The organism is Streptomyces sp. NPDC046881 (genome assembly GCF_040645015.1).
GTDB lineage: Bacteria > Actinomycetota > Actinomycetes > Streptomycetales > Streptomycetaceae > Streptomyces.
This window is the reverse complement of the sequence record NZ_JBEYXJ010000033.1, coordinates 25,841-43,332: the sequence shown is the minus strand read 5'-3', so window position 1 is coordinate 43,332 and position 17,492 is coordinate 25,841. Positions and strand designations below refer to the sequence as shown.

At 73.6% G+C, this 17,492-nt stretch carries 15 protein-coding genes, 1 tRNA gene and 2 pseudogenes; 9 read left to right on the top strand and 9 right to left on the bottom strand.

The window, feature by feature from the left end; all coding sequences use genetic code 11:
- Positions 1-28 precede the first annotated feature (28 nt).
- From ABZ923_RS18235 to ABZ923_RS18225, 3 genes and pseudogenes are all read right to left on the bottom strand, one after another.
- Complete coding sequence (locus ABZ923_RS18235) at positions 29-1,033, bottom strand: Gfo/Idh/MocA family oxidoreductase (RefSeq protein WP_361472354.1); 1,005 nt, start codon at positions 1,031-1,033, stop codon at positions 29-31.
- Between the two features lie 35 nt (positions 1,034-1,068).
- Positions 1,069-1,287: pseudogene (locus ABZ923_RS18230) on the bottom strand (SDR family oxidoreductase); the annotation flags it as partial.
- A 14-nt stretch (positions 1,288-1,301) separates the two neighbouring features.
- Positions 1,302-1,424 (bottom strand): annotated as a pseudogene (locus tag ABZ923_RS18225) (phytanoyl-CoA dioxygenase); the annotation flags it as partial.
- 150 nt (positions 1,425-1,574) lie between these two features.
- Between ABZ923_RS18225 and ABZ923_RS18220 the strand changes: the two are divergent.
- A complete protein-coding gene (locus ABZ923_RS18220) occupies positions 1,575-2,597 on the top strand; it encodes a LacI family DNA-binding transcriptional regulator (RefSeq protein ID WP_361472352.1) in 1,023 nt (340 codons plus the stop codon).
- Here ABZ923_RS18220 and ABZ923_RS18215 read toward each other — a convergent pair.
- Positions 2,569-3,738, bottom strand: coding sequence for a Gfo/Idh/MocA family oxidoreductase (locus ABZ923_RS18215; protein ID WP_361472349.1), 1,170 nt, complete (start codon positions 3,736-3,738; stop codon positions 2,569-2,571). The genes ABZ923_RS18220 and ABZ923_RS18215 overlap by 29 nt on opposite strands.
- 114 nt (positions 3,739-3,852) lie before the next feature.
- Between ABZ923_RS18215 and ABZ923_RS18210 the strand changes: the two genes are divergently transcribed.
- Complete coding sequence (locus ABZ923_RS18210) at positions 3,853-4,860, top strand: LacI family DNA-binding transcriptional regulator (RefSeq protein ID WP_361472346.1); 1,008 nt, start codon at positions 3,853-3,855, stop codon at positions 4,858-4,860.
- On the opposite strand, the gene ABZ923_RS18205 is transcribed toward ABZ923_RS18210, so the two are convergent.
- Entirely contained in the window at positions 4,850-5,194 is a 345-nt protein-coding gene (locus ABZ923_RS18205) for a cupin domain-containing protein (protein WP_361472343.1), read from the bottom strand. The genes ABZ923_RS18210 and ABZ923_RS18205 overlap by 11 nt on opposite strands.
- 128 nt (positions 5,195-5,322) lie before the next feature.
- On the opposite strand from ABZ923_RS18205, the gene ABZ923_RS18200 reads away from it, so the two are divergent.
- Positions 5,323-5,838 carry a hypothetical protein gene (locus ABZ923_RS18200; protein ID WP_361472340.1) on the top strand — a complete coding sequence of 172 codons (516 nt, stop codon included), beginning with the start codon at positions 5,323-5,325 and terminating at the stop codon, positions 5,836-5,838.
- 145 nt (positions 5,839-5,983) lie between these two features.
- Here the strand turns inward: ABZ923_RS18200 and ABZ923_RS18195 are convergent, their stop codons facing one another.
- Complete coding sequence (locus tag ABZ923_RS18195) at positions 5,984-6,562, bottom strand: helix-turn-helix domain-containing protein (RefSeq protein ID WP_361472337.1); 579 nt, start codon at positions 6,560-6,562, stop codon at positions 5,984-5,986.
- A gap of 206 nt (positions 6,563-6,768) precedes the next feature.
- Between ABZ923_RS18195 and ABZ923_RS18190 the strand changes: the two genes are divergently transcribed.
- The 3 genes from ABZ923_RS18190 (at position 6,769) to ABZ923_RS18180 (ending at position 8,877) form a co-directional block, all read left to right on the top strand.
- The gene (locus tag ABZ923_RS18190; RefSeq protein ID WP_361472335.1) at positions 6,769-8,199 is read left to right on the top strand and encodes an MFS transporter; all 1,431 of its coding nucleotides are present in this window, start codon (positions 6,769-6,771) and stop codon (positions 8,197-8,199) included.
- A gap of 44 nt (positions 8,200-8,243) precedes the next feature.
- Positions 8,244-8,317: transfer RNA gene (locus tag ABZ923_RS18185), tRNA-Pro, on the top strand.
- Positions 8,318-8,562: 245 nt separating this feature from the next.
- Positions 8,563-8,877, top strand: coding sequence for a CU044_2847 family protein (locus ABZ923_RS18180; protein ID WP_361472332.1), 315 nt, complete (start codon positions 8,563-8,565; stop codon positions 8,875-8,877).
- Between the two features lie 120 nt (positions 8,878-8,997).
- On the opposite strand, the gene ABZ923_RS18175 is transcribed toward ABZ923_RS18180, so the two are convergent.
- Entirely contained in the window at positions 8,998-9,582 is a 585-nt protein-coding gene (locus tag ABZ923_RS18175) for a DUF488 domain-containing protein (RefSeq protein WP_361472329.1), read from the bottom strand.
- Between the two features lie 348 nt (positions 9,583-9,930).
- Between ABZ923_RS18175 and ABZ923_RS18170 the strand changes: the two genes are divergently transcribed.
- The 3 genes from ABZ923_RS18170 to ABZ923_RS18160 are packed head-to-tail and all read left to right on the top strand — an operon-like array spanning position 9,931 to position 13,226.
- Entirely contained in the window at positions 9,931-10,170 is a 240-nt protein-coding gene (locus ABZ923_RS18170) for a hypothetical protein (RefSeq protein WP_361472326.1), read from the top strand.
- A gap of 52 nt (positions 10,171-10,222) precedes the next feature.
- Positions 10,223-11,977 carry a cation acetate symporter gene (locus tag ABZ923_RS18165; RefSeq protein ID WP_361472323.1) on the top strand — a complete coding sequence of 585 codons (1,755 nt, stop codon included), beginning with the start codon at positions 10,223-10,225 and terminating at the stop codon, positions 11,975-11,977.
- A 31-nt stretch (positions 11,978-12,008) separates the two neighbouring features.
- On the top strand, positions 12,009-13,226 hold the full coding sequence (locus ABZ923_RS18160; protein ID WP_361472320.1) for a histidine kinase: 1,218 nt from the start codon (positions 12,009-12,011) through the stop codon (positions 13,224-13,226).
- A 73-nt stretch (positions 13,227-13,299) separates the two neighbouring features.
- Here the strand turns inward: ABZ923_RS18160 and ABZ923_RS18155 are convergent, their stop codons facing one another.
- Positions 13,300-15,714: a proprotein convertase P-domain-containing protein gene (locus tag ABZ923_RS18155; protein WP_361472317.1), complete on the bottom strand. Its 2,415-nt coding sequence runs from the start codon at positions 15,712-15,714 to the stop codon at positions 13,300-13,302.
- Between the two features lie 330 nt (positions 15,715-16,044).
- On the bottom strand, positions 16,045-17,454 hold the full coding sequence (locus tag ABZ923_RS18150; protein WP_361472314.1) for an amino acid permease: 1,410 nt from the start codon (positions 17,452-17,454) through the stop codon (positions 16,045-16,047).
- Positions 17,455-17,492 lie beyond the last annotated feature (38 nt).

The following is a 17,492-nucleotide window of genomic DNA, read 5'->3' as shown; positions in this document are numbered from 1 at the left end:
CCGGGCGGACACCCGGCGCCGCGGGGGCTCAGCCCTGCCGCACCTCCGCCGTCGTCACCGGCCGGTGCTCGCGCAGGGACAGCGTGCAGGCCTCGGCGATCCAGCCGGCCTCCAGGGCGTCCTCGACGGTGCACGGGGAGGGCCGGGTGCCGGCCACGACCTCGGTGAACGCGGTCAGTTCGGCGCGGTAGGCGTCGGTGAAGCGGTCCATGAAGAAGTCGTGCGGGGTGCCGGACGGGAAGGTCACGCCGGGCTCGACCGAGCGCAGCGGCAGCTTGTCGTCCAGGCCGACGGCGATGGAGTCGGCGAAGCCGTGGAGTTCCATGCGCACGTCGTAACCACGCTTGTTGTGGCGGGAGTTGGACACCACCGCGATGGTGCCGTCGTCCAGGGTCAGGATCGCGCCGGTGGTGTCGGCGTCGCCCGCCACCTTGATGTAGTCGGCGCCCCGGTTGCCGCCCACCGCGTACACCTCGGTGACCTCACGGCCCGTCACCCAGCGGATGATGTCGAAGTCGTGCACGGAACAGTCCCGGAAGATACCGCCGGACGCGGCGATGTAGCCGGCCGGCGGCGGCGCCGGGTCCAGGGTCGTGGAGCGGACCGTGTGCAGCGGGCCCAGCTCACCGGAGCGTACGGCGGCCCGCGCGGCGACGAAGCCCGCGTCGAAGCGCCGGTTGTAGCCGATCTGGATCGGCACGTCGCTGCCCCGCACGGCCTGGAGGACCTCGACCCCCTCGCCCATCGTCCGGGCGACGGGCTTCTCGCAGAAGACCGGGACGCCGGCCTCCACACCGGCCAGGATCAGGGCGGGATGGGCGTCGGTGGCCGCCGCGACGACGAGGCCGTCCACGCCGGCCGCCAGCAGGGCCTCGGGCGAGTCCGCGACCTCGGCACCGAACCGCTCGGCGGCGGCCTTGGCCGCCTCCGCGAACGGGTCGGCGACGACGAGCGACTCGACGGCGTCGAGGCCGGAGAGGGTCTCGGCGTGGAAGGCGCCGATGCGGCCGAGGCCGAGGATTCCGATACGCATGGTGCTCCTAGGGTGCGGATGGGCTGCGGGGAAGGTCAGTCGAGTCCGCCCAGAACGTTCTGGTCCCAGTCGATCACCGATCCGGTGACCACGCCGGACCGGTCGGACAGCGGGAAGACCACGAAGTCGGCGATTTCGTCCGGCCGGCCGAGCCTGCCCGTCGGCAGCCGGGCCGCGGCCTGCTCCCGCCGGTCGTCCCCGGCGCCGTGGAAGGCGCGCTGGATGGTGTCCTCGCCCTCCGTCGCGGTCCAGCCAGGACGCCGTCCACGACCGACGCGGCGTGCAGGTACCCGGCCGGATCCGTGGTCCGCTCCACCAGGGCGCGCAACGCGCCGAGGTCGCAGTCCTGCTCGGAGAGCCGGGCGCGGCCCGGCACGGCGGCGACGGACATCGGTGTCCCTCTTTCGGTCACGGGAAGGGCTTGCAGGTCACGGGGACGGGGTTCCGGTCCCGGAGGCGGCCCGGCCCTGTCATTCTTGTCAGTACAAACCCCTCGGACAACCAGCAGGCAGCCATCAAAAACCCCTCAAGGAGCCGGTCCATGGGCCACCCGTTCCCGATCCGGGAGATCGCACGTCAGGCCGGTCTGAGCGAGGCCACCGTGGACCGTGTGCTGAACGGCAGGGGAGGAGTGCGGGAGAGCACCGCGCGGGAGGTGCGCCGGGCCATCGCCGACCTCGACCGGCAGCGCACCCAGGTCCGGCTGGTCGGCCGTACCTTCATGGTCGACATCGTGGCGCAGGCGCCCGAGCGGTTCACCACCGCCGTACGCGCCGCGCTGGAGGCCGAACTGCCCGCGCTGCACCCGGCGGTGGTCCGCTCCCGCTTCCACTTCCGCGAGACCGGACCGGTCCGGGAGCTGGTCGGCACGCTGGACCGGATCGCCCGGCGCGGCTCGCAGGGCGTGATCCTCAAGGCGCCGGACGTCCCCGAGGTCACCGCGGCGGTCGGCCGGCTCACCGCCGCCGGGATCCCGGTCGTCACCCTCGTCACCGACCTGCCCGCCAGCGGCCGCGTCGGCTACGTCGGCATCGACAACCGCGCGGCGGGCGCGACCGCCGCCTACCTGATGGGCCAGTGGCTCGGCGACCGGCCCGGCAACGTCCTCACCAGCCTCAGCAGCGGCTTCTTCCGCAACGAGGAGGAGCGCGAGATGGGGTTCCGCAGCGTGATGCGGGCCCGGCAGCCGCAGCGGACGCTGGTGGAGATCACCGAGGGACAGGGCCTGGACACCACCCAGTACGACCTGGTGCGCGCCGCCCTGGACCGCGACCCGGAGATCCGGGCGGTGTACTCCATCGGAGGCGGCAACAACGCCACCCTGCGGGCCTTCGCCGACCTCGGCCGGGACTGCGCGGTCTTCGTCGCGCACGACCTGGACCAGGACAACACCCGCCTGCTGCGCGAACACCGCCTGTCCGCCGTGCTCCACCACGACCTGCGGCACGATCTGCGCGAGGCCTGTCACGAGGTGATGCGCTTCCACGGCGCGCTGCCGCCCGCCGGGCCGGTGCTGCCGTCGGCGATCCAGGTGGTCACCCCGTACAACATGCCTCCAGGCTGACCCACCGGCCGCTCCGCGCCGACTCCGCCATGGCGTCCAGCACGGTCGCGCTGTGCACCGCGTCCGCGAGGGTGGTGCCGTACGGGGTGCCCTCGGCGATGGAGCGGACGAAGCGGTAGGCCTCGATAACCTTCAGGTCGTCGTAGCCCATGGCGTTGGCCGCGCCCGGCTGGAACGCGGCGAACTCGCCGGCGCCCGGGCCGACGTACACCGTGCTCACCGGCTGGTCCTGGTACGTCGTACCGCGGCTGACCCGGAGTTCGTTCATCCGGCGGAAGTCCCAGAACACCGCGCCCCGGGTGCCGTGCACCTCGAAGCCGTAGCTGTTCTGCTCGCCGACCGAGACCCGGCAGGCCTCTAGGACCCCGCGGGCGCCGGAGGCGAAGCGCAGCAGGCAGCCGACGTAGTCCTCGTTCTCGACCGGGCCCGGCTCGCCGCCCGAGGCCAGGGCGTGGCCGGCCGTCGCAGCGCTCGGACGGGCCCGCTCCGGCACGAACACCGCCGTGTCGGCGGTGAGCGAGGCGATGTCGCCGAGCAGGAAGCGGGCCAGGTCGGCGCCGTGCGAGGCCAGGTCGCCGAGCACCCCGCTGCCGCCCCGCGCACGCTCGTACCGCCAGGTCAGCGCGGAGTCCGGGTGAGCCGCGTAGTCGCTGAAGAGGCGGATGCGGACGTGCGTGACCGCGCCGAGCTCGCCGGACACGATCAGTTCGCGGGCGGCCTCCACGGCGGGCGCGTTGCGATAGTTGAAGCCCACCGCGCCCTGGACGCCGGCCGCGGCGACCGCGTCGGCGACCGCCCGGGCGTCCCCGGCGGTCAGGCCCACCGGCTTCTCGATCCACAGGTGCTTGCCGGCCTGGGCCATCGCCACGCCGATCTCCCGGTGCAGGAAGTTCGGCGCGGTGACGCTCACCGCCTGCACGCGCGGATCGGCCGCCACCTCCCGCCAGTCGCGGGTCGCCGAGGCGAAACCGAACCGCTCGGCGGCCTCCTCGGCCCGCCCCGGCACCTCCTCGGCGACCGTGATCAACCGGGGCCGCAACGGCAGCCGGGGATAGTGGTGCGGGAGGCGGGCGTACGCCTGGGTGTGCACCCGGCCCATCCAGCCGAACCCGACGACGGCGACCCCGAGCGCGTCCGCCATGACAGCCTCCCTCTTTTGGACCGGTCCACATGCGATCCAGGCCACCTTTGTTCGGACATGACCAGCGTGTCAACCCTTTGACAGCGTGGCCCGCCGCATGGAACGGTCCATGCCATGAGAGCACCGACGATCCGGGACGTGGCCGAACGGGCCGGCGTGTCGAAGTCGCTGGTCTCGCTGGTGCTGCGCGGCTCCGGCCAGGTACGCCCGGAGAAGCGGGACGCGGTCCTGCGGGCCGTGCGCGAGCTGGGCTACCGGCCGAACGCGGCGGCCCGCAGTCTGAGCGAACAGCGCACCCGCACCGTCGGCGTCCTCCTCGACGACCTGCGCAATCCCTGGTTCGTGGACCTGCTCGACGGGCTCAACGCCCCGCTGCACGCGGCCGGCCTGCGCATGCTCCTCGCCGACGCCCGCCTCAACCGGCGCGTCGGCCACGACCTCGCCGAACCCTTCCTGGACCTCGGCGTCGACGGCCTGGTGGTGGTCGGCACGGTGCCGGACGCGGGCGGCCTCGGGGCGCTCGCGCGGCGGATGCCGGTGGTCGTCGCGGGCGCGCGCGAGGCACAGCCGCCGGGCGTCGACGTCGTCGCCGGCGACGACGAGCGGGGCGCCCGGCTCGCCACCGAGCACCTGCTCGGACTCGGCCACCGCCGGATCGCGCACCTCGCGGGCCACGGCGCCGTCGGCGCACTGCGCCGGCAGGGCTTCGAGGCGTCGATGCGGGCGCACGGCGCCGAGCCGCTGGTCGAACCCGGCGACCTGACCGAGGAGGGCGGCTACCGCGGGACCGTGCGCCTGCTCAGCCGCCCCGAACCGCCCACGGCGCTCTTCGCCGTCAACGACATGGCCGCGGTGGGCGCGCTGTCGGCGGCCGGTGAGCTGGGCCTGCGGGTGCCCCACGACCTGTCGGTGGCCGGGTACGACAACACCAGCGTCTCCCGGCTGCGGCACCTCTGGCTGACCACCGTCGACACCTCACCCCACGAGGTGGGCCGGCACGCCGCCCGCTGCCTGCTGGACCGCTTCGGGCGGCCGGAGCAGGAGGGGCGCGTACACCTGGCCGTGCCGGCGCTGGAGATCCGCGGTACGACGGGCCCGCCCGCGGCCGGTGTCACAGGCTGATGGCGTACGCCTTGCGCAGGGTCTCGTGCACCGTCCAGGTCGTACGGTCGCCCGCGCGCAGCACGGCCATGTCACCGGGCCCCACCGTCAGCGTCGGTCCGTCCGCCACCTCGATCGTCGCCGACCCGCTGACCACCACGAACAGTTCGTCCGCCTCGGTGTCGGTGACCACGCCCGGGGTGATCTGCCAGATCCCGCGGATCTGCCGGCCGTCCGCCGACTCCCAGACCACCTTCCCGGTGACCTCCGGGTTCCCGGAGACGATCTGTTCCGGGTCCAGGGGCTCGGGTTCGAGGTCGGCCTCGGGGATGTGGAGCGCGAAGCTGGGCGTCATGCCGCCGACCCTAGTCGGCGTGCGCGCCGCGCCGCCGTCGACAGGGTGTGGGGCATCGGGCCTGGTCGCAGGACACTTCGTCGGGCCGCGCGGTGGCGGAGGCGCCCGGCGCGCGTGATCGTGGGGACATGGCTGACTCCACGGACGTCGGCACGGCACCGTCCCGGCACCAGGGCACGCGCGAGGTCGTCCTCTTCGGCGGGGTGTACGGCGCCGTCCTCGCCAGCTCGATGGTCGCGGCGCTCACCCAGTACGGGCACACCTCCGCCGAGGTCCGCGGCTACGACGCCGCGTGGGTGCTGGTGACCGCGTGCGCCTCCGCCCTCGCCCACGGCTACGCCCACTACGTCGCCGAGCGCGGTCCGCACCACCGCTGGGACATGGTGTTCGCCCTGCGCAACGAGTGGCCGCTCGTCACGGCCGTCCTGCCCACGGTCTTCCTGCTGGGGGGCGCGCGCTTGGGGTGGTGGCCCGCCAAAGGCGTCGAGTTCGCGGCGTTCGCCCTCAACATCGCGATCCTGTTCGTCCTGGGCCTGATCACCGCCCGCTGGTCGGCCCGCACCTGGCCGGTCGCCGTCCTGATGGGGCTGGGCGACGCCCTGCTGGGACTGCTCGTGGTGGCGGCGAACGCGCTGATCAAGTAGCCGGCGGGGGAGTGCGGGCGGAGGGCGGGGGCCTGACCGGCGGGGGCTGTGCGCGGGCGGGGCAGGCGGGGCCTGGGTGCGGCTATGACCGGCGTGCCCCCCGGCCAAGCCGTGCCCAGGTCTCACCGGACCCGTATCGGGCTGGTCAGCGGGTGGTGCGGACGCCGTCCAGGGCGATCGCCAGGACCCGGTCGCGCTGGGCGTCGTTCTCGAAGGCCGTGGCCGTGATCCCGGCGACCATCCGCAGCAGATCGCCGAACTCCATGTCCGTGCGGGCGACACCGGCCCGCTGGGCCCGCTCCAGCAGCGGGCCGCCGGCCGCGTACATGGAGTCGCGGCAGGACTGGAAGATGTCCGACTGGCCGTCGAGGGCCTCGCGGACGGCCCGCTTGGTGACCATGTACCCGGCGAACCGGTCCAGCCAGCCCGTCAGCGCCTGCCACGGCTCCTGGCCGGCCAGCTCGACGGCCGCCCGGCACAGCGCGTTGACCTCGTCGGCGTAGACGCTCTCGAACAGGTCGCGGCGGGTCGGGAAGTTCCGGTACAGCGTGCCGATGCCGACGCCGGCGCGGCGGGCGATGTCCTCCAGCGAGGCGTCCGCCCCATGTTCCGCGAACGCCTCGCGGGCCGCGCCGAGCAGGGCGTCGTAGTTGCGGGCGGCGTCCTTACGGTGCGGTCTGCGGGCCGCCACGATCTCGCTGACGGGGAACGGCGTGGCCGTCACTGCTGCCTCCCGGGAGGGGAATCGATTGAAGCGGAGGGTCACCTCCGCTACAGTGGAGGCGTACCTCCACTTTAACAGCGCGGGGTCGGCTCCGCCGTGGCCGGACGCGGCCCGCCCGGCCGGCCCCGCCCTCCCCGGCACGGCCCGTACGACCGTGCCCCCACGTACTCGATCCACCGCATCCCTGATTCGGGAGAGGCCTTTTCATGCCCCGCGCGTCCACCCGCCTCACCTTCACGGTCCTCGCGACCGGTGCCGGCGTGTTCTCCATGCTGCAGTCGCTGATCGCGCCGGCCCTGCCGACCGTCCAGCACGCCCTGCACGCCTCGCAGTCCACCGCGACCTGGGTGATGACGGCCTACCTGCTGTCCGCCTCCGTCTTCACCCCGATCCTCGGCCGGGTCGGCGACCTCGCCGGCAAGAAACGCACCCTCGTGGCCGTCCTGGTGACCGTCCTCGCGGGCTGTCTCATCGCCGCGCTGGCCCCGACCATCGGCGTACTGATCGTCGCCCGGGTCGTCCAGGGCGTCGGCGGCGCCCTGTTCCCGCTCTCCTTCGGCATCATCCGGGACGAGTTCGCCCCCGGCGAGGTCAGCGGGAGCATCAGCAACCTCTCCGCCGTGATCGCCGCCGGCGGCGGCGTCGGCATGGTGGCCGCCGGTCCGATCGTGTCCGCGCTCGACTACCGCTGGCTGTTCTGGATCCCGGTCGCAATCGTCGCCGCGACGGTCCTGATCGCCCTGCGCTACGTTCCCGAGTCGCCCAAGAGGGCCGAGGGCAAAGTCAGTTGGGGCGGTGCCGTACTGCTCTCCGGCTGGCTGGTCGCCCTGCTGCTGCCGCTCAGCCAGGCCGGCCGGTGGGGCTGGGGCTCGGCGAAGGTGCTCGGCCTGTTCGCCGCCGCCGTCGTCCTGTTCGCGGTGTGGCTGGCGGCCGAGGCCCGCTCGCGCAGCCCGCTCATCGACCTGCGGGTGCTGCGGCAGCCCCCGGTGTGGACGACCAACGCGGCCGCCCTGCTGTTCGGCGCCGGCATGTACTCGATCTGGTCCTTCCTGCCGGGCTTCGTCCAGACCCCGTCCGCGGCCGGCTACGGCTTCGGCGCCAGCGTCACCGCCTCCGGCCTGCTCATGCTGCCGATGCTGGTCGCGATGTTCCTCTCCGGCGTCCTGTCCGGCCGCCTGGAACCCCGCGTCGGCGCGAAGGCGTTGCTCACCACGGGTGCCGCCCTCGGCGCGGTGGCCTGCGGCTTCCTCACCCTGTGGCACGACGCGCAGTGGCAGATCGCCGTCGTCGCGGGCCTGTTCGGCCTCGGCATCGGACTCGCCTTCGCCTCCATGGCCAACCTCATCGTGCGCAGCGTGCCGGCGGAGCAGACCGGCGCCGCGACCGGTATGAACGCCAACATCCGCACCATCGGCGGCTCGATCGGCGCCGCGGTCACCAGCGTCCTGGTCACCGGCCGGCTCCAGCCCTCGGGCCTGCCGTACGCCTCCGGCTACACCCACGGCTGGGCCCTGCTCGCCCTGCTGTGCCTCGCCGCGGCCGGCGCCGCCCTCCTCGTCCCGGTGCGCCGCCCCGCCCACCCGGTCCCCACCGACCCCGCCCCGGCCCCGACCCGGGCACCCGCCCGCGTGCGGTAGGGTTGACCTGCGTGATCACGCGGAACACCCGCGTGAGCCCGCAACGGGACGTGGCGCAGCTTGGTAGCGCACTTGACTGGGGGTCAAGGGGTCGCAGGTTCAAATCCTGTCGTCCCGACGTGAGAAGTTTCAGGTCAGGGGCCGTTTCAGAGGAATCTGAGACGGCCCCTGGACTGTTTCTGGGGCCGCCTGGGTCCGATGGGGAGGACCGCCCGGGTCCGATGGGGCCGCTCGGGGACCGGCCCGCACCCGGAGCGGAACGCGCCGGAGGCCCGCGGCGCCTCGTACGTACGGCCTATGCCGTGATGCGGTTCCTGCCCGGTCCGGGTGACGCTGGGCGGGACGGCAAACGGAGGAGGCACCGTGGCATCCCTCACTCGGATTCCGCTGGAGGGCGGGGGCTCCTTCCTGGTCGAGGCCCCGGCCGTGCACGAGGGTCCGGTGCGGGCCGGCCGGATCGGCGAGGCCGTGCACGAGCTGCCGGCGACGCTCCAGGAGGCGCTCGAACCGGTCGCGGAGGCGGCGAGCGCCGCCCTGGAACAACTGCGCAAGGCCCGTCCCGACACCATCGTGATCGAGTTCGGCGTGGACCTGTCGGTGTCGGCCGGAGCCGTGATCACGAAAGGCCAGGCGGGCTGTCACCTCAACGTGACCGTCTCATGGCACGGCCCGCACTGATCCGATGGATGCCGATCCCGTCGACGCCCCGGGCCGGGCCGCCCCGGCCCTGCCGGCCGGCGAGTCGACAGGCCCCGTGTGCCCCGCCCGAGGTGATGCCCGAGCCGGCCGTAGCTCTGCTCATTCCGCCGGCCGGGGACCAACGTCGTAGACGACGAGGCCGTCACGGCGGAGGCGCGCGCCCGGTGTCGGGGTGTGCGTCATGAGGCGTCCGTCGTGCATCAGGTGCAGGACGAGCGCGCCGCGGGCCAGGACGGCGAAGTCGGCGATCAGGCGCCGGTGGCAGCGCCACCACACCGCCTCGCTGCACATCACCGCGGTGCGCTCCTCGCCTGCCTGCCGCATCAGGACGTCCATCGCGGTGATGAACTCCGGGCTGCGCGTGTGAGCGGCGTAGCCCCGGAAGGACTCGTTGCGCCAGACCGTGTCGGGCGAGTCCGGCGACGGCTTGCGCCAGCCGCCCAGCCGCTGCTCCCACCGGTAGGCGATCCGCTCCGCGGGCAGCCACCGGGTCAGCCGCTGACGTGCCAGGTCGGGATTCCGGCGGCTGCCGGGCGCGGTCCGGACGTCCACGACGGCGGCGATGCCGGCTCCCCGCAGAAGCTCGGCCAGCGTGGTCCGGTCGGCAGTGCCGTGACCGAACGTGATCAGCTCCGGGCGCGGCTCGGACATGCCGTCTGCGGGGTCGATCCGGACGTGGCCCATACCCCGAGTGCACCATGTACCGGCCGGCACGGCACGCACGGTCGGTCGCGGGCAGCCGGACCGAGGCTCACGGTGCCCCGCCCCCGTCACCCTTGAGGTGGCCATCCGGTACCACACCGTCCGGCTCCGTCGGGTACCCCGGCTCGCAACCTGTCGCTTTGTTTTCCTGATGCGTACACTCCACTGCGAAGTGTGATCATCGCGGTCGGAGGACGCGGCATGAGTGCACCTGGGGCTCCTCGACGTGAAGTGGTCACGGGGGTTGCGCGTGCGGCCCGCGCGGCTCGGGGAGGGCACGGGTCCGCGCATCCCGGCCCCGCCGTCGACTCCCTCGCGCTCCGCGTCCTGATGCGCCGCCAACTCCGGCTGGGACTCCAGGCGTTCGCGATGCTCGTCGTCCTGCTCGGACTGCTGCCCCTCGCCTTCACTGCCCTGCCGGACCCGGCGGTGCGGCCGGGCGGCGCCCTGGTCGTGTGGGCCGTCCTCGGGGTCGCCGCCTACCCGGCGCTCGTCGTCATCGGCCGGTGGTACGTCGTACGCGCCGAGCGCAACGAACGGGACGGCGCGGACCGCGCCGAAGGAGCCTGACGGTGAGCGACGTCCAGCCGTACCCGTCCGGCCGCGCACCCGGAGCCGCCGGGTGAACCAGACGTACGGCATCGTGGCCGTGTCGGCGGCGGTCGTCGTGACCCTGGTGATCGGCTCGACGGGGCTGCGCATCTCCCGCACCACCTCCGACTTCTACGTCGCCTCCCGCACCGTTCCGCCGTACCTCAACGCCATGGCCATCAGCGGCGAGTACCTCTCGGCGGCCTCGTTCCTCGGCATCGCCGGACTCGTCGCCGCCCAGGGCGTGGAGATGCTCTGGTTCCCCGTCGGCTACGCCGCCGGCCATCTCGTCCTGCTGGTGTTCGTCGCCGCCCCGCTGCGCCGCTCCGGGGCCTACACGCTGCCCGACTTCGCCGACTCGCGGCTGGAGTCCCGGGCCGCCCGGCGCGTCGCCAGCGTGCTCGTCGTCGGTGTCGGCTGGCTCTATCTGCTGCCCCAGCTCCAGGGCGCGGGCCTCACCCTCGGCCTGGTCACCGGCGCGCCGCGCTGGCTCGGCGGGGTGCTCGTCGCCGTCGTCGTCACGCTGGCCGTGGCCGCCGGCGGCATGCGCGGCATCACCTTCGTCCAGGCCTTCCAGTACTGCCTGAAGCTGACCGCGCTCCTGGTGCCCGCCGTCTTCCTCCTCCTGGCCTGGCACGGCGACCCGCGCCCCGCCGACGCCCTGGAGGAGCCGCCCACCTTCCGCCGGCACACCCAGGTCACCGTCGAGACCACCGTCCGCATCCGGATCGAGGCACCGCTGCGGGCCGTCGTGACCGGCGCCGTGGACGGCCGGGGGCACGATCACGACCGGCTGCTGCTGGACCCCGGGGTGCACGAGGTCCGGGCCGGTACGAGCCTCCGGTTCACGCCGGGCACCCCGGTGCCCGGGCGGGAGCCGGACGACGGCCGGCGGGCCGGAGCCTCCAGCTGGGCGGCGCCGCTGTCCGGCGGCAGGGACGATCACCCGCTGTACACGACGTACGGGCTGATCTTCGCCACCTTCCTGGGCACCATGGGGCTGCCCCACGTCCTCGTCCGCTTCTACACCAACCCCGACGGCCGCGCCGCCCGGCGCACCACCGTGATCGTGCTCGCCCTGGTCGGCGGCTTCTACCTGCTGCCGCCGCTGTACGGCCTCCTCGGCCGGATCTACGCTCCCGACCTGCTGCTCACCGGCACCACGGACGCCGCCGTGCTGGTCCTGCCCGAACGTCTCGTCGGCGGCGCGGGCGGCGATCTGCTCGGTGCCCTGATCGCCGCCGGCGCCTGTGCCGCCTTCCTGTCCACCGCCTCCGGGCTCACCCTGTCCGTCGCGGGCGTGCTCAGCCAGGACGTGCTGCCCTCGCTCGGCGTCCGCCACTTCCGGCTGGCCACGCTCCTGGCGGTCGCCGTACCCGTCACGGTGAGCGTGGCCGCCGGCAACCTGCCCGTCGCCAACGCCGTCGGCCTCGCCTTCGCGGTGGCCGCCTCCTCCTTCTGCCCGCTGCTGCTGCTCGGCATCTGGTGGCGCGGCCTCACCGCGCCCGGCGCGATCGCGGGGCTGCTCGCCGGCGGCGGCAGCGCCCTCACCGCGGTCGCCCTGACCATCGCCGGGCCCCTCACCGACGGCTGGGCGCACACCCTGCTCGCCTGGCCGGCTGTGTGGTCCGTACCGCTCGGCTTCCTGACGATGATCCTGGTCTCCCTGGCCACCCGGGACCGGATCCCGGCCGGCACCGAGGCCGCCATGGCCCGCCTCCACCTGCCCGAACGCCCGCCGGGCCAGGGCGCGTCCGCCATCCGCCGAGGAGCGACCACCCCATGACGACCCGCCGGCCCGCCGACGGCGCCCGCGCGTGAACGGGCTCGCCCTCCTCGCCGCCGCGACGCCCGTGGTGTTCGCCGCGGGCCTGACCGCGGGCCGCCTCCTGGGCCGCCGGACCGACCGGGACGGCACGGACCACGGCAGCCCCGTGGAACGCGCCACCTTCCGCACCCTGCACACCGCGTCCGCGGCCGCGCCCCCGCTGCGCGCCGGACTCACCGAGGAGGCGGCCCGCAAGGCGGTACGACGGCTGCGGCCGCTGTTCGGCACGGCCGCGCTCGGTCTCACCGCCGAGGACCGGCTGCTGGCCTGGGACGGACCGGGCCGGCACCACGCGGACACCGCCCTGGAGCGGGCCCGGCACGTCCTGGGGAGCGGCCGTACCCAGACCTTCACCGTCCGCTGCCCGGACCCGGACTGTCCCGTGCGCCGGGGCGCCGTCGCGCCGCTCACCGTCGACGGGCGGGTGCTGGGCGCCCTCGTCGTACTGGGCGCCGGCGAGTCGGCGTCCGCGGTCCGGGCCACCGAGGAGGTGGCGCGCTGGGTCTCCGTCCAGCTCGAACTCGCCGAACTCGACCGCGCCCGCCGAGGTCTGATCGAGGCGGAGATCCGGGCGCTGCGCGCGCAGATCTCCCCGCACTTCGTCTACAACTCCCTCGCCGCGATCGCCTCGTTCGTCCGCACCGACCCCGAGCGGGCGCGCGATCTGCTGCTGGAGTTCGCCGACTTCACCCGCTACTCGTTCCGCCGGCACGGTGAGTTCACCACCCTGGCCGAGGAGTTGCGCTCCATCGAGCAGTTCCTCGAACTGGTCCGCGCCCGGTTCGGACAGCGGCTGCAGGTCACCTTGCAGATCGCCCCGGAGGTGCTGCCCGTGGCGGTGCCCTTCCTGTGCCTGCAGCCCCTGGTGGAGAACGCCGTCAAGCACGGGCTGGAGGAGAGCGTCGAGCGCAGCCGTATCGCCATCACCGCGCAGGACGAGGGGGCGACGGCCCGGATCGTCATCGAGGACAACGGCGTCGGCATGGAACCGGACCGGCTCCGCCGGATCCTGCGCGGCGGGGACGGCCCCTCGGCGGGCATCGGGCTGCGCAATGTGGACGAGCGGCTGCGCCAGGTCTACGGCGACGACCACGGGCTGGTGATCGAGACCGGCGTCGCAGCCGGGATGAAGATCACGCTCCGGATCCCCAAGTACCGCACCGGGGTGCACAGCACGCCTCCGCGGACCGCGTCCGGGGACGACTGAGGGGGCCGCGTCCGCGCGGACACGCCCGCGGCCCCCGGCAGGTGCTGCCGGGGGCCGCGGGCGTGGGGACGGGTCAGAACGTCAGCGACCAGGTGTCCAGGGTGCCGATGCCGTCCGCGTACCCGTCCGCGACCTGGAGCTTCCAGGTGCCGTTGGCCGGGGAGGCGCTCGCGTCGACGGGGTAGGTCCTGGTGAGGGTGCCGCCGGACTCCGAGGCGCTGGTCGCCTTGAGCGGGTAGGTCCTGCCGTCCGGGGCGATCAGGTCGATCTTCACGTCACCCAACCACTCGTGGGTGACGCCCACCGACACCTGCAGCGCCTTCGGCGCGCTGCCGGAGAGGCCGGCGACCGTGATCGGCGACGTGACGGTCCCCGGGTCGGGCAGGGCGTAGGTGGTCTCGTTCCGGTACGACGGGAAGGTCAGCGACCAGCTCTTGAGGGCGCCGACACCGCCCGCCGACCGGTCCTCGACCAGCAGCTTCCAGGTGCCGTCGGCGGTGGAGGCGCTCGCGTCGACCGTGTACGTCCTCGCCAGGGTGCCACCGGGGTCGGTGCCGTTGGTCGCCTTGAGCGGGTAGCTCCTGCCGTCCGGCGCGACCAGGTCGATCCTGACCTCGCCGAGCCACTCGTGGGTGAGTTCGACGGCCACCTGCAACGCGCCGGACGCCTTGCCGGACATGCCGGACACGGTGATGTCGGAGGTGAGGGTGCCCGGGTCGGGGACGGCGAAGGAGCCGCTCTTCGCGAACGGGGTGGGGAAGGTCAGCGACCAGCCCTTGAGGGTGCCGGCCGCGCCCGTGGACCTGTCCTCGGCCCGGAGCTTCCAGGTGCCGTTGGCCGGGGAGGCGCTCGCGTCGACGGGGTAGGTCCTGGCGAGGGTGCCGCCGGACTCCGAGGCGCTGGTCGCCTTGAGCGGGTAGGTCCTGCCGTCCGGGGCGATCAGGTCGATCTTCACATCGCCCAGCCACTCGTGCGTCAGCTCCACGGAGACCTGCAAGGCCTTCGGCGCGCTGCCGGGGATCCCGGCCACGGTGATCGGCGACTCGACCGTTCCGGGGTCGGGGACGGCGAAGTCGGTGTCGTTGAGGATCTTCGTCGGGCGCGGCGCGGTGACCGGGTCGGGCTGCGTCGTGCCGACCGCCTTGCCGAGGTCGATGCGCGGGGTGGTGGCGCCGGTGTACGAGATCGACTTCCCGGTCGCCTTCAGCAGCGATTCCAGGGACGCGGTGCTCTTGTCGGGGAACGCCTGCCGGAGGACGGCGAGGGCGCCGCTCACGTGCGGGGCGGCCATGGAGGTGCCGTTCTTGGAGGCGTAGCCGCCGCCCGGGACAGAGGAGACGATGCCGGTGCCGGGCGCGAACACGTCCAGCAGCGGGCCCCGGTTGGTGAAGGAGGACAGCTGGTCGTCGTCGGTGGTGGAGCCGACCGCGAGGGCGGAGGAGACACAGGCCGGGGCGCTGACCGCGTCGCCGTACCCGTTGTTCCCGGCCGCGACGACGGTGGTGACACCGGCGTCGAACAGGTTGTCGATGGCCAGCTTGCGCGGGTCGTTCTCGCAGGCGGTGGCGTACCGGCCGCCGCCGAGACTGAGGTTTGCCGCGACGATGGGCGTGCCGGCCAGCTTGAGCTGCCGTACCTTCTCCAGCGCGGCCAGCTGGGCGCTGGTGAAGCTGAGCACGCAGGGCGCGGCTCCGGGACCGCAGAAGTCCTCGGAAGCGAACTTGCTGAAGACCTGGATGGCGACGATGCCGGCGCCGGGCGCGACACCGGACTTGGGGCCGCCGGTGAGGCCCTTGCCGTTGCCCGCGGCGATGCCCGCCACATGGGTGCCGTGGTCGCAGTCGGCGAGAGTCGCGCACGGCCCGCTCCCGGAGTCGGCGGTGCCGGTTCCCTCCTGCTGCGCGGTGCCGTTGGGGCACAGGCTGGTGGCCGAGTAGTCGGCGTCGATCGGCGAGAAGCACGCCTCGGAGACGATCCGGCCCTTGAGGAACGGGTGGTTGGTGGCGACGCCGGTGTCCAGGACGGCGATCGCGCTGCCCGCGCCGGTCAGGCCCTTGGCGGCGGCGATGTCACCGCCGATGAGGGGGACGCTCTGGTCCAGGGACGGCCGCACCGGGGTGTCCTCGGTGACGCTGACCACGCCCGGCTGGGCGGCCAGCTTGTCCAGGCCGCTCCTGGTCACCTTCAGGGTGACGACCGGCAGGGTGGTGAAGGACTGGACCGTCTCGCCGGCGGCCGCCGCGCTCGACAGGTCGGTGCGGTTGCCCGTGACGACGTTCACGCGGACCGAGCCGCCGTCGGCGGTCTCGTCGTACAGCGGCGGGTCGACCGGGCCGTTGGCCGTTGCGGCCGTTCCGGCCGCGGCGGGCGCGCTCGGCGGGGTGGCGGCATGGGCCGGTACCGCCCCGAGCGCCACGGTCGTCACGGCGGCGACGACCGCCGTCCATATCCCGGGCGCTGCTCCGGCCGGGAGTGCTGATCTGCGCACAAGTCCCCCCTCGTGAAGATCAGTTCGACGGATCGCAGCGGACCCTAGGGCGGGGGTGATCTCGTTCACAAGGGACACAAGAGGAGTTCAAGGCTCCACTTGATTGCATCCGTGAAATGCGTCAACTCCGCGTAAAGGGACGGTAATGAGACCGATTTCGGTCCCGTCCGGACGGAGGTGACGGGGGCCCGGCGGGGCGTGGCGGCGAGGTGCCGGACGGTGCGGGCCCGGTGACGGCGCGTTCACGCGCGAAAACCGGAGGCGGCGCCACCGGCGGTATGTGACCCAGATCACTCGCCGGTGGCCGGATGCTGAGACCCCCTCAGCCCGTCAGCGCGCCTGCTTCCGCTGCCGGCGGGCCGCCATCACCGCGTACACGAGGACCCCGGCGAACAGGAACAGCACGCCCTGGTAGACCGCCGCGTAGCCGGCGCCCGCCATCAGCCAGAGCGTGAAGGCGGCGGCCACCGCGCTGATCACGGAGTCCCGCACCAGCCGGCCCCGGTCGACCGCCTCGGACCGGCCGGCCATCAGGTGGAAGATCTGCGCGGCCGCGGCCAGCAGGTACGGCACGGTCGCGGTGAACGTGGTGACCAGGACCAGGACCTCGAAGACCTTGCCCGAGCCCGAGAAGTAGTTGTAGGCGGTGAGCAGCGAGGCGAGGACGACCGTCACGCCGACCCCGACCGTGGGCACGCCCCGCCGACGGCGCGTGAAGGCGCTCGGGAACAGGCCGTCGCGGGCCGCCGCGTACGGCGTCTGGGCGCTCAGCAGGGTCCAGCCGTTGAGGCAGCCGGTCATCGACACCAGGGCGGCGAGCGCCACGGCCGTACCGCCCCAGCTGCCCCCGAACATCGTGTTCACGGCGTCCGAGAACGGCGCGGTGGAGGTGACCAGGCGGTCGTGCGCGACCGTGCCGAACACCGACAGCGTGCCCAGCAGGTACACCAGCGCCGCGCCCGCGGTGCCGATGACGGTCGCGCGCCCCACGTTGCGCCGGGCGTTCCTGACCTCACCCGCGCTGACCGCGGCGGACTCCACCCCGAGGTAGGAGAAGAGCAGCAGGGCGGCGGAGGCGGACACCGCGCCGATCGCGCCGTGGCCGCTCGTGTTGAACGGCCCCAGCCGGTCGGGGTCGAAGAAGAACAGTCCCCCGACCGCGACGAGCAGCAGCGGCACGAACTTCAGCACCGTGGAGACCAGCTGGACCGCGCCCACGTACCGGGTGCCGGCGAAGTTGGCGAGGGCGGGCAGCCACTGCAGGACCAGCGCGGCCAGACAGGCGGTCCAGCGGTGGCCGTTCACCGGGATCAGCACGTCGAGGTAGCCGACGGCGGCGACGGCGAGCGCGGCGTTCGACACCCAGGTGGTGATCCAGTACGACCAGGCCGCGAGGAATCCCGCGAAGTCGCCGAACGCCTCCCGGGCGTAGACGTAGGGACCGCCGGTGCGCGGGTCGCGTGCGGCGAGCCGGCCGAAGACCAGGGCGAGCGCGATGGCGCCGACGGTCAGCACCACGAAGGCGACCAGGCTGACGGTGCCGTACGGGGCGATGGAGGCGGGGAGCAGGAAGATGCCGCCGCCGATGATGTTGCCCATGACCAGCGCGGTGGCGACGGGCAGCCCGAACCGGCGGGCATGCCTGCCGGTGTCGCCGTGCGGGTCCCCGCCGGGGGTCGTGGCGGTCTCCGCGGGGATCTCCGCGGGGGCCGGAGCCGGGACGGTTCCGGTGCTGTGCATGGGTCGTGCGCCTCTCATGGAACTGACGTTCCCGGGAT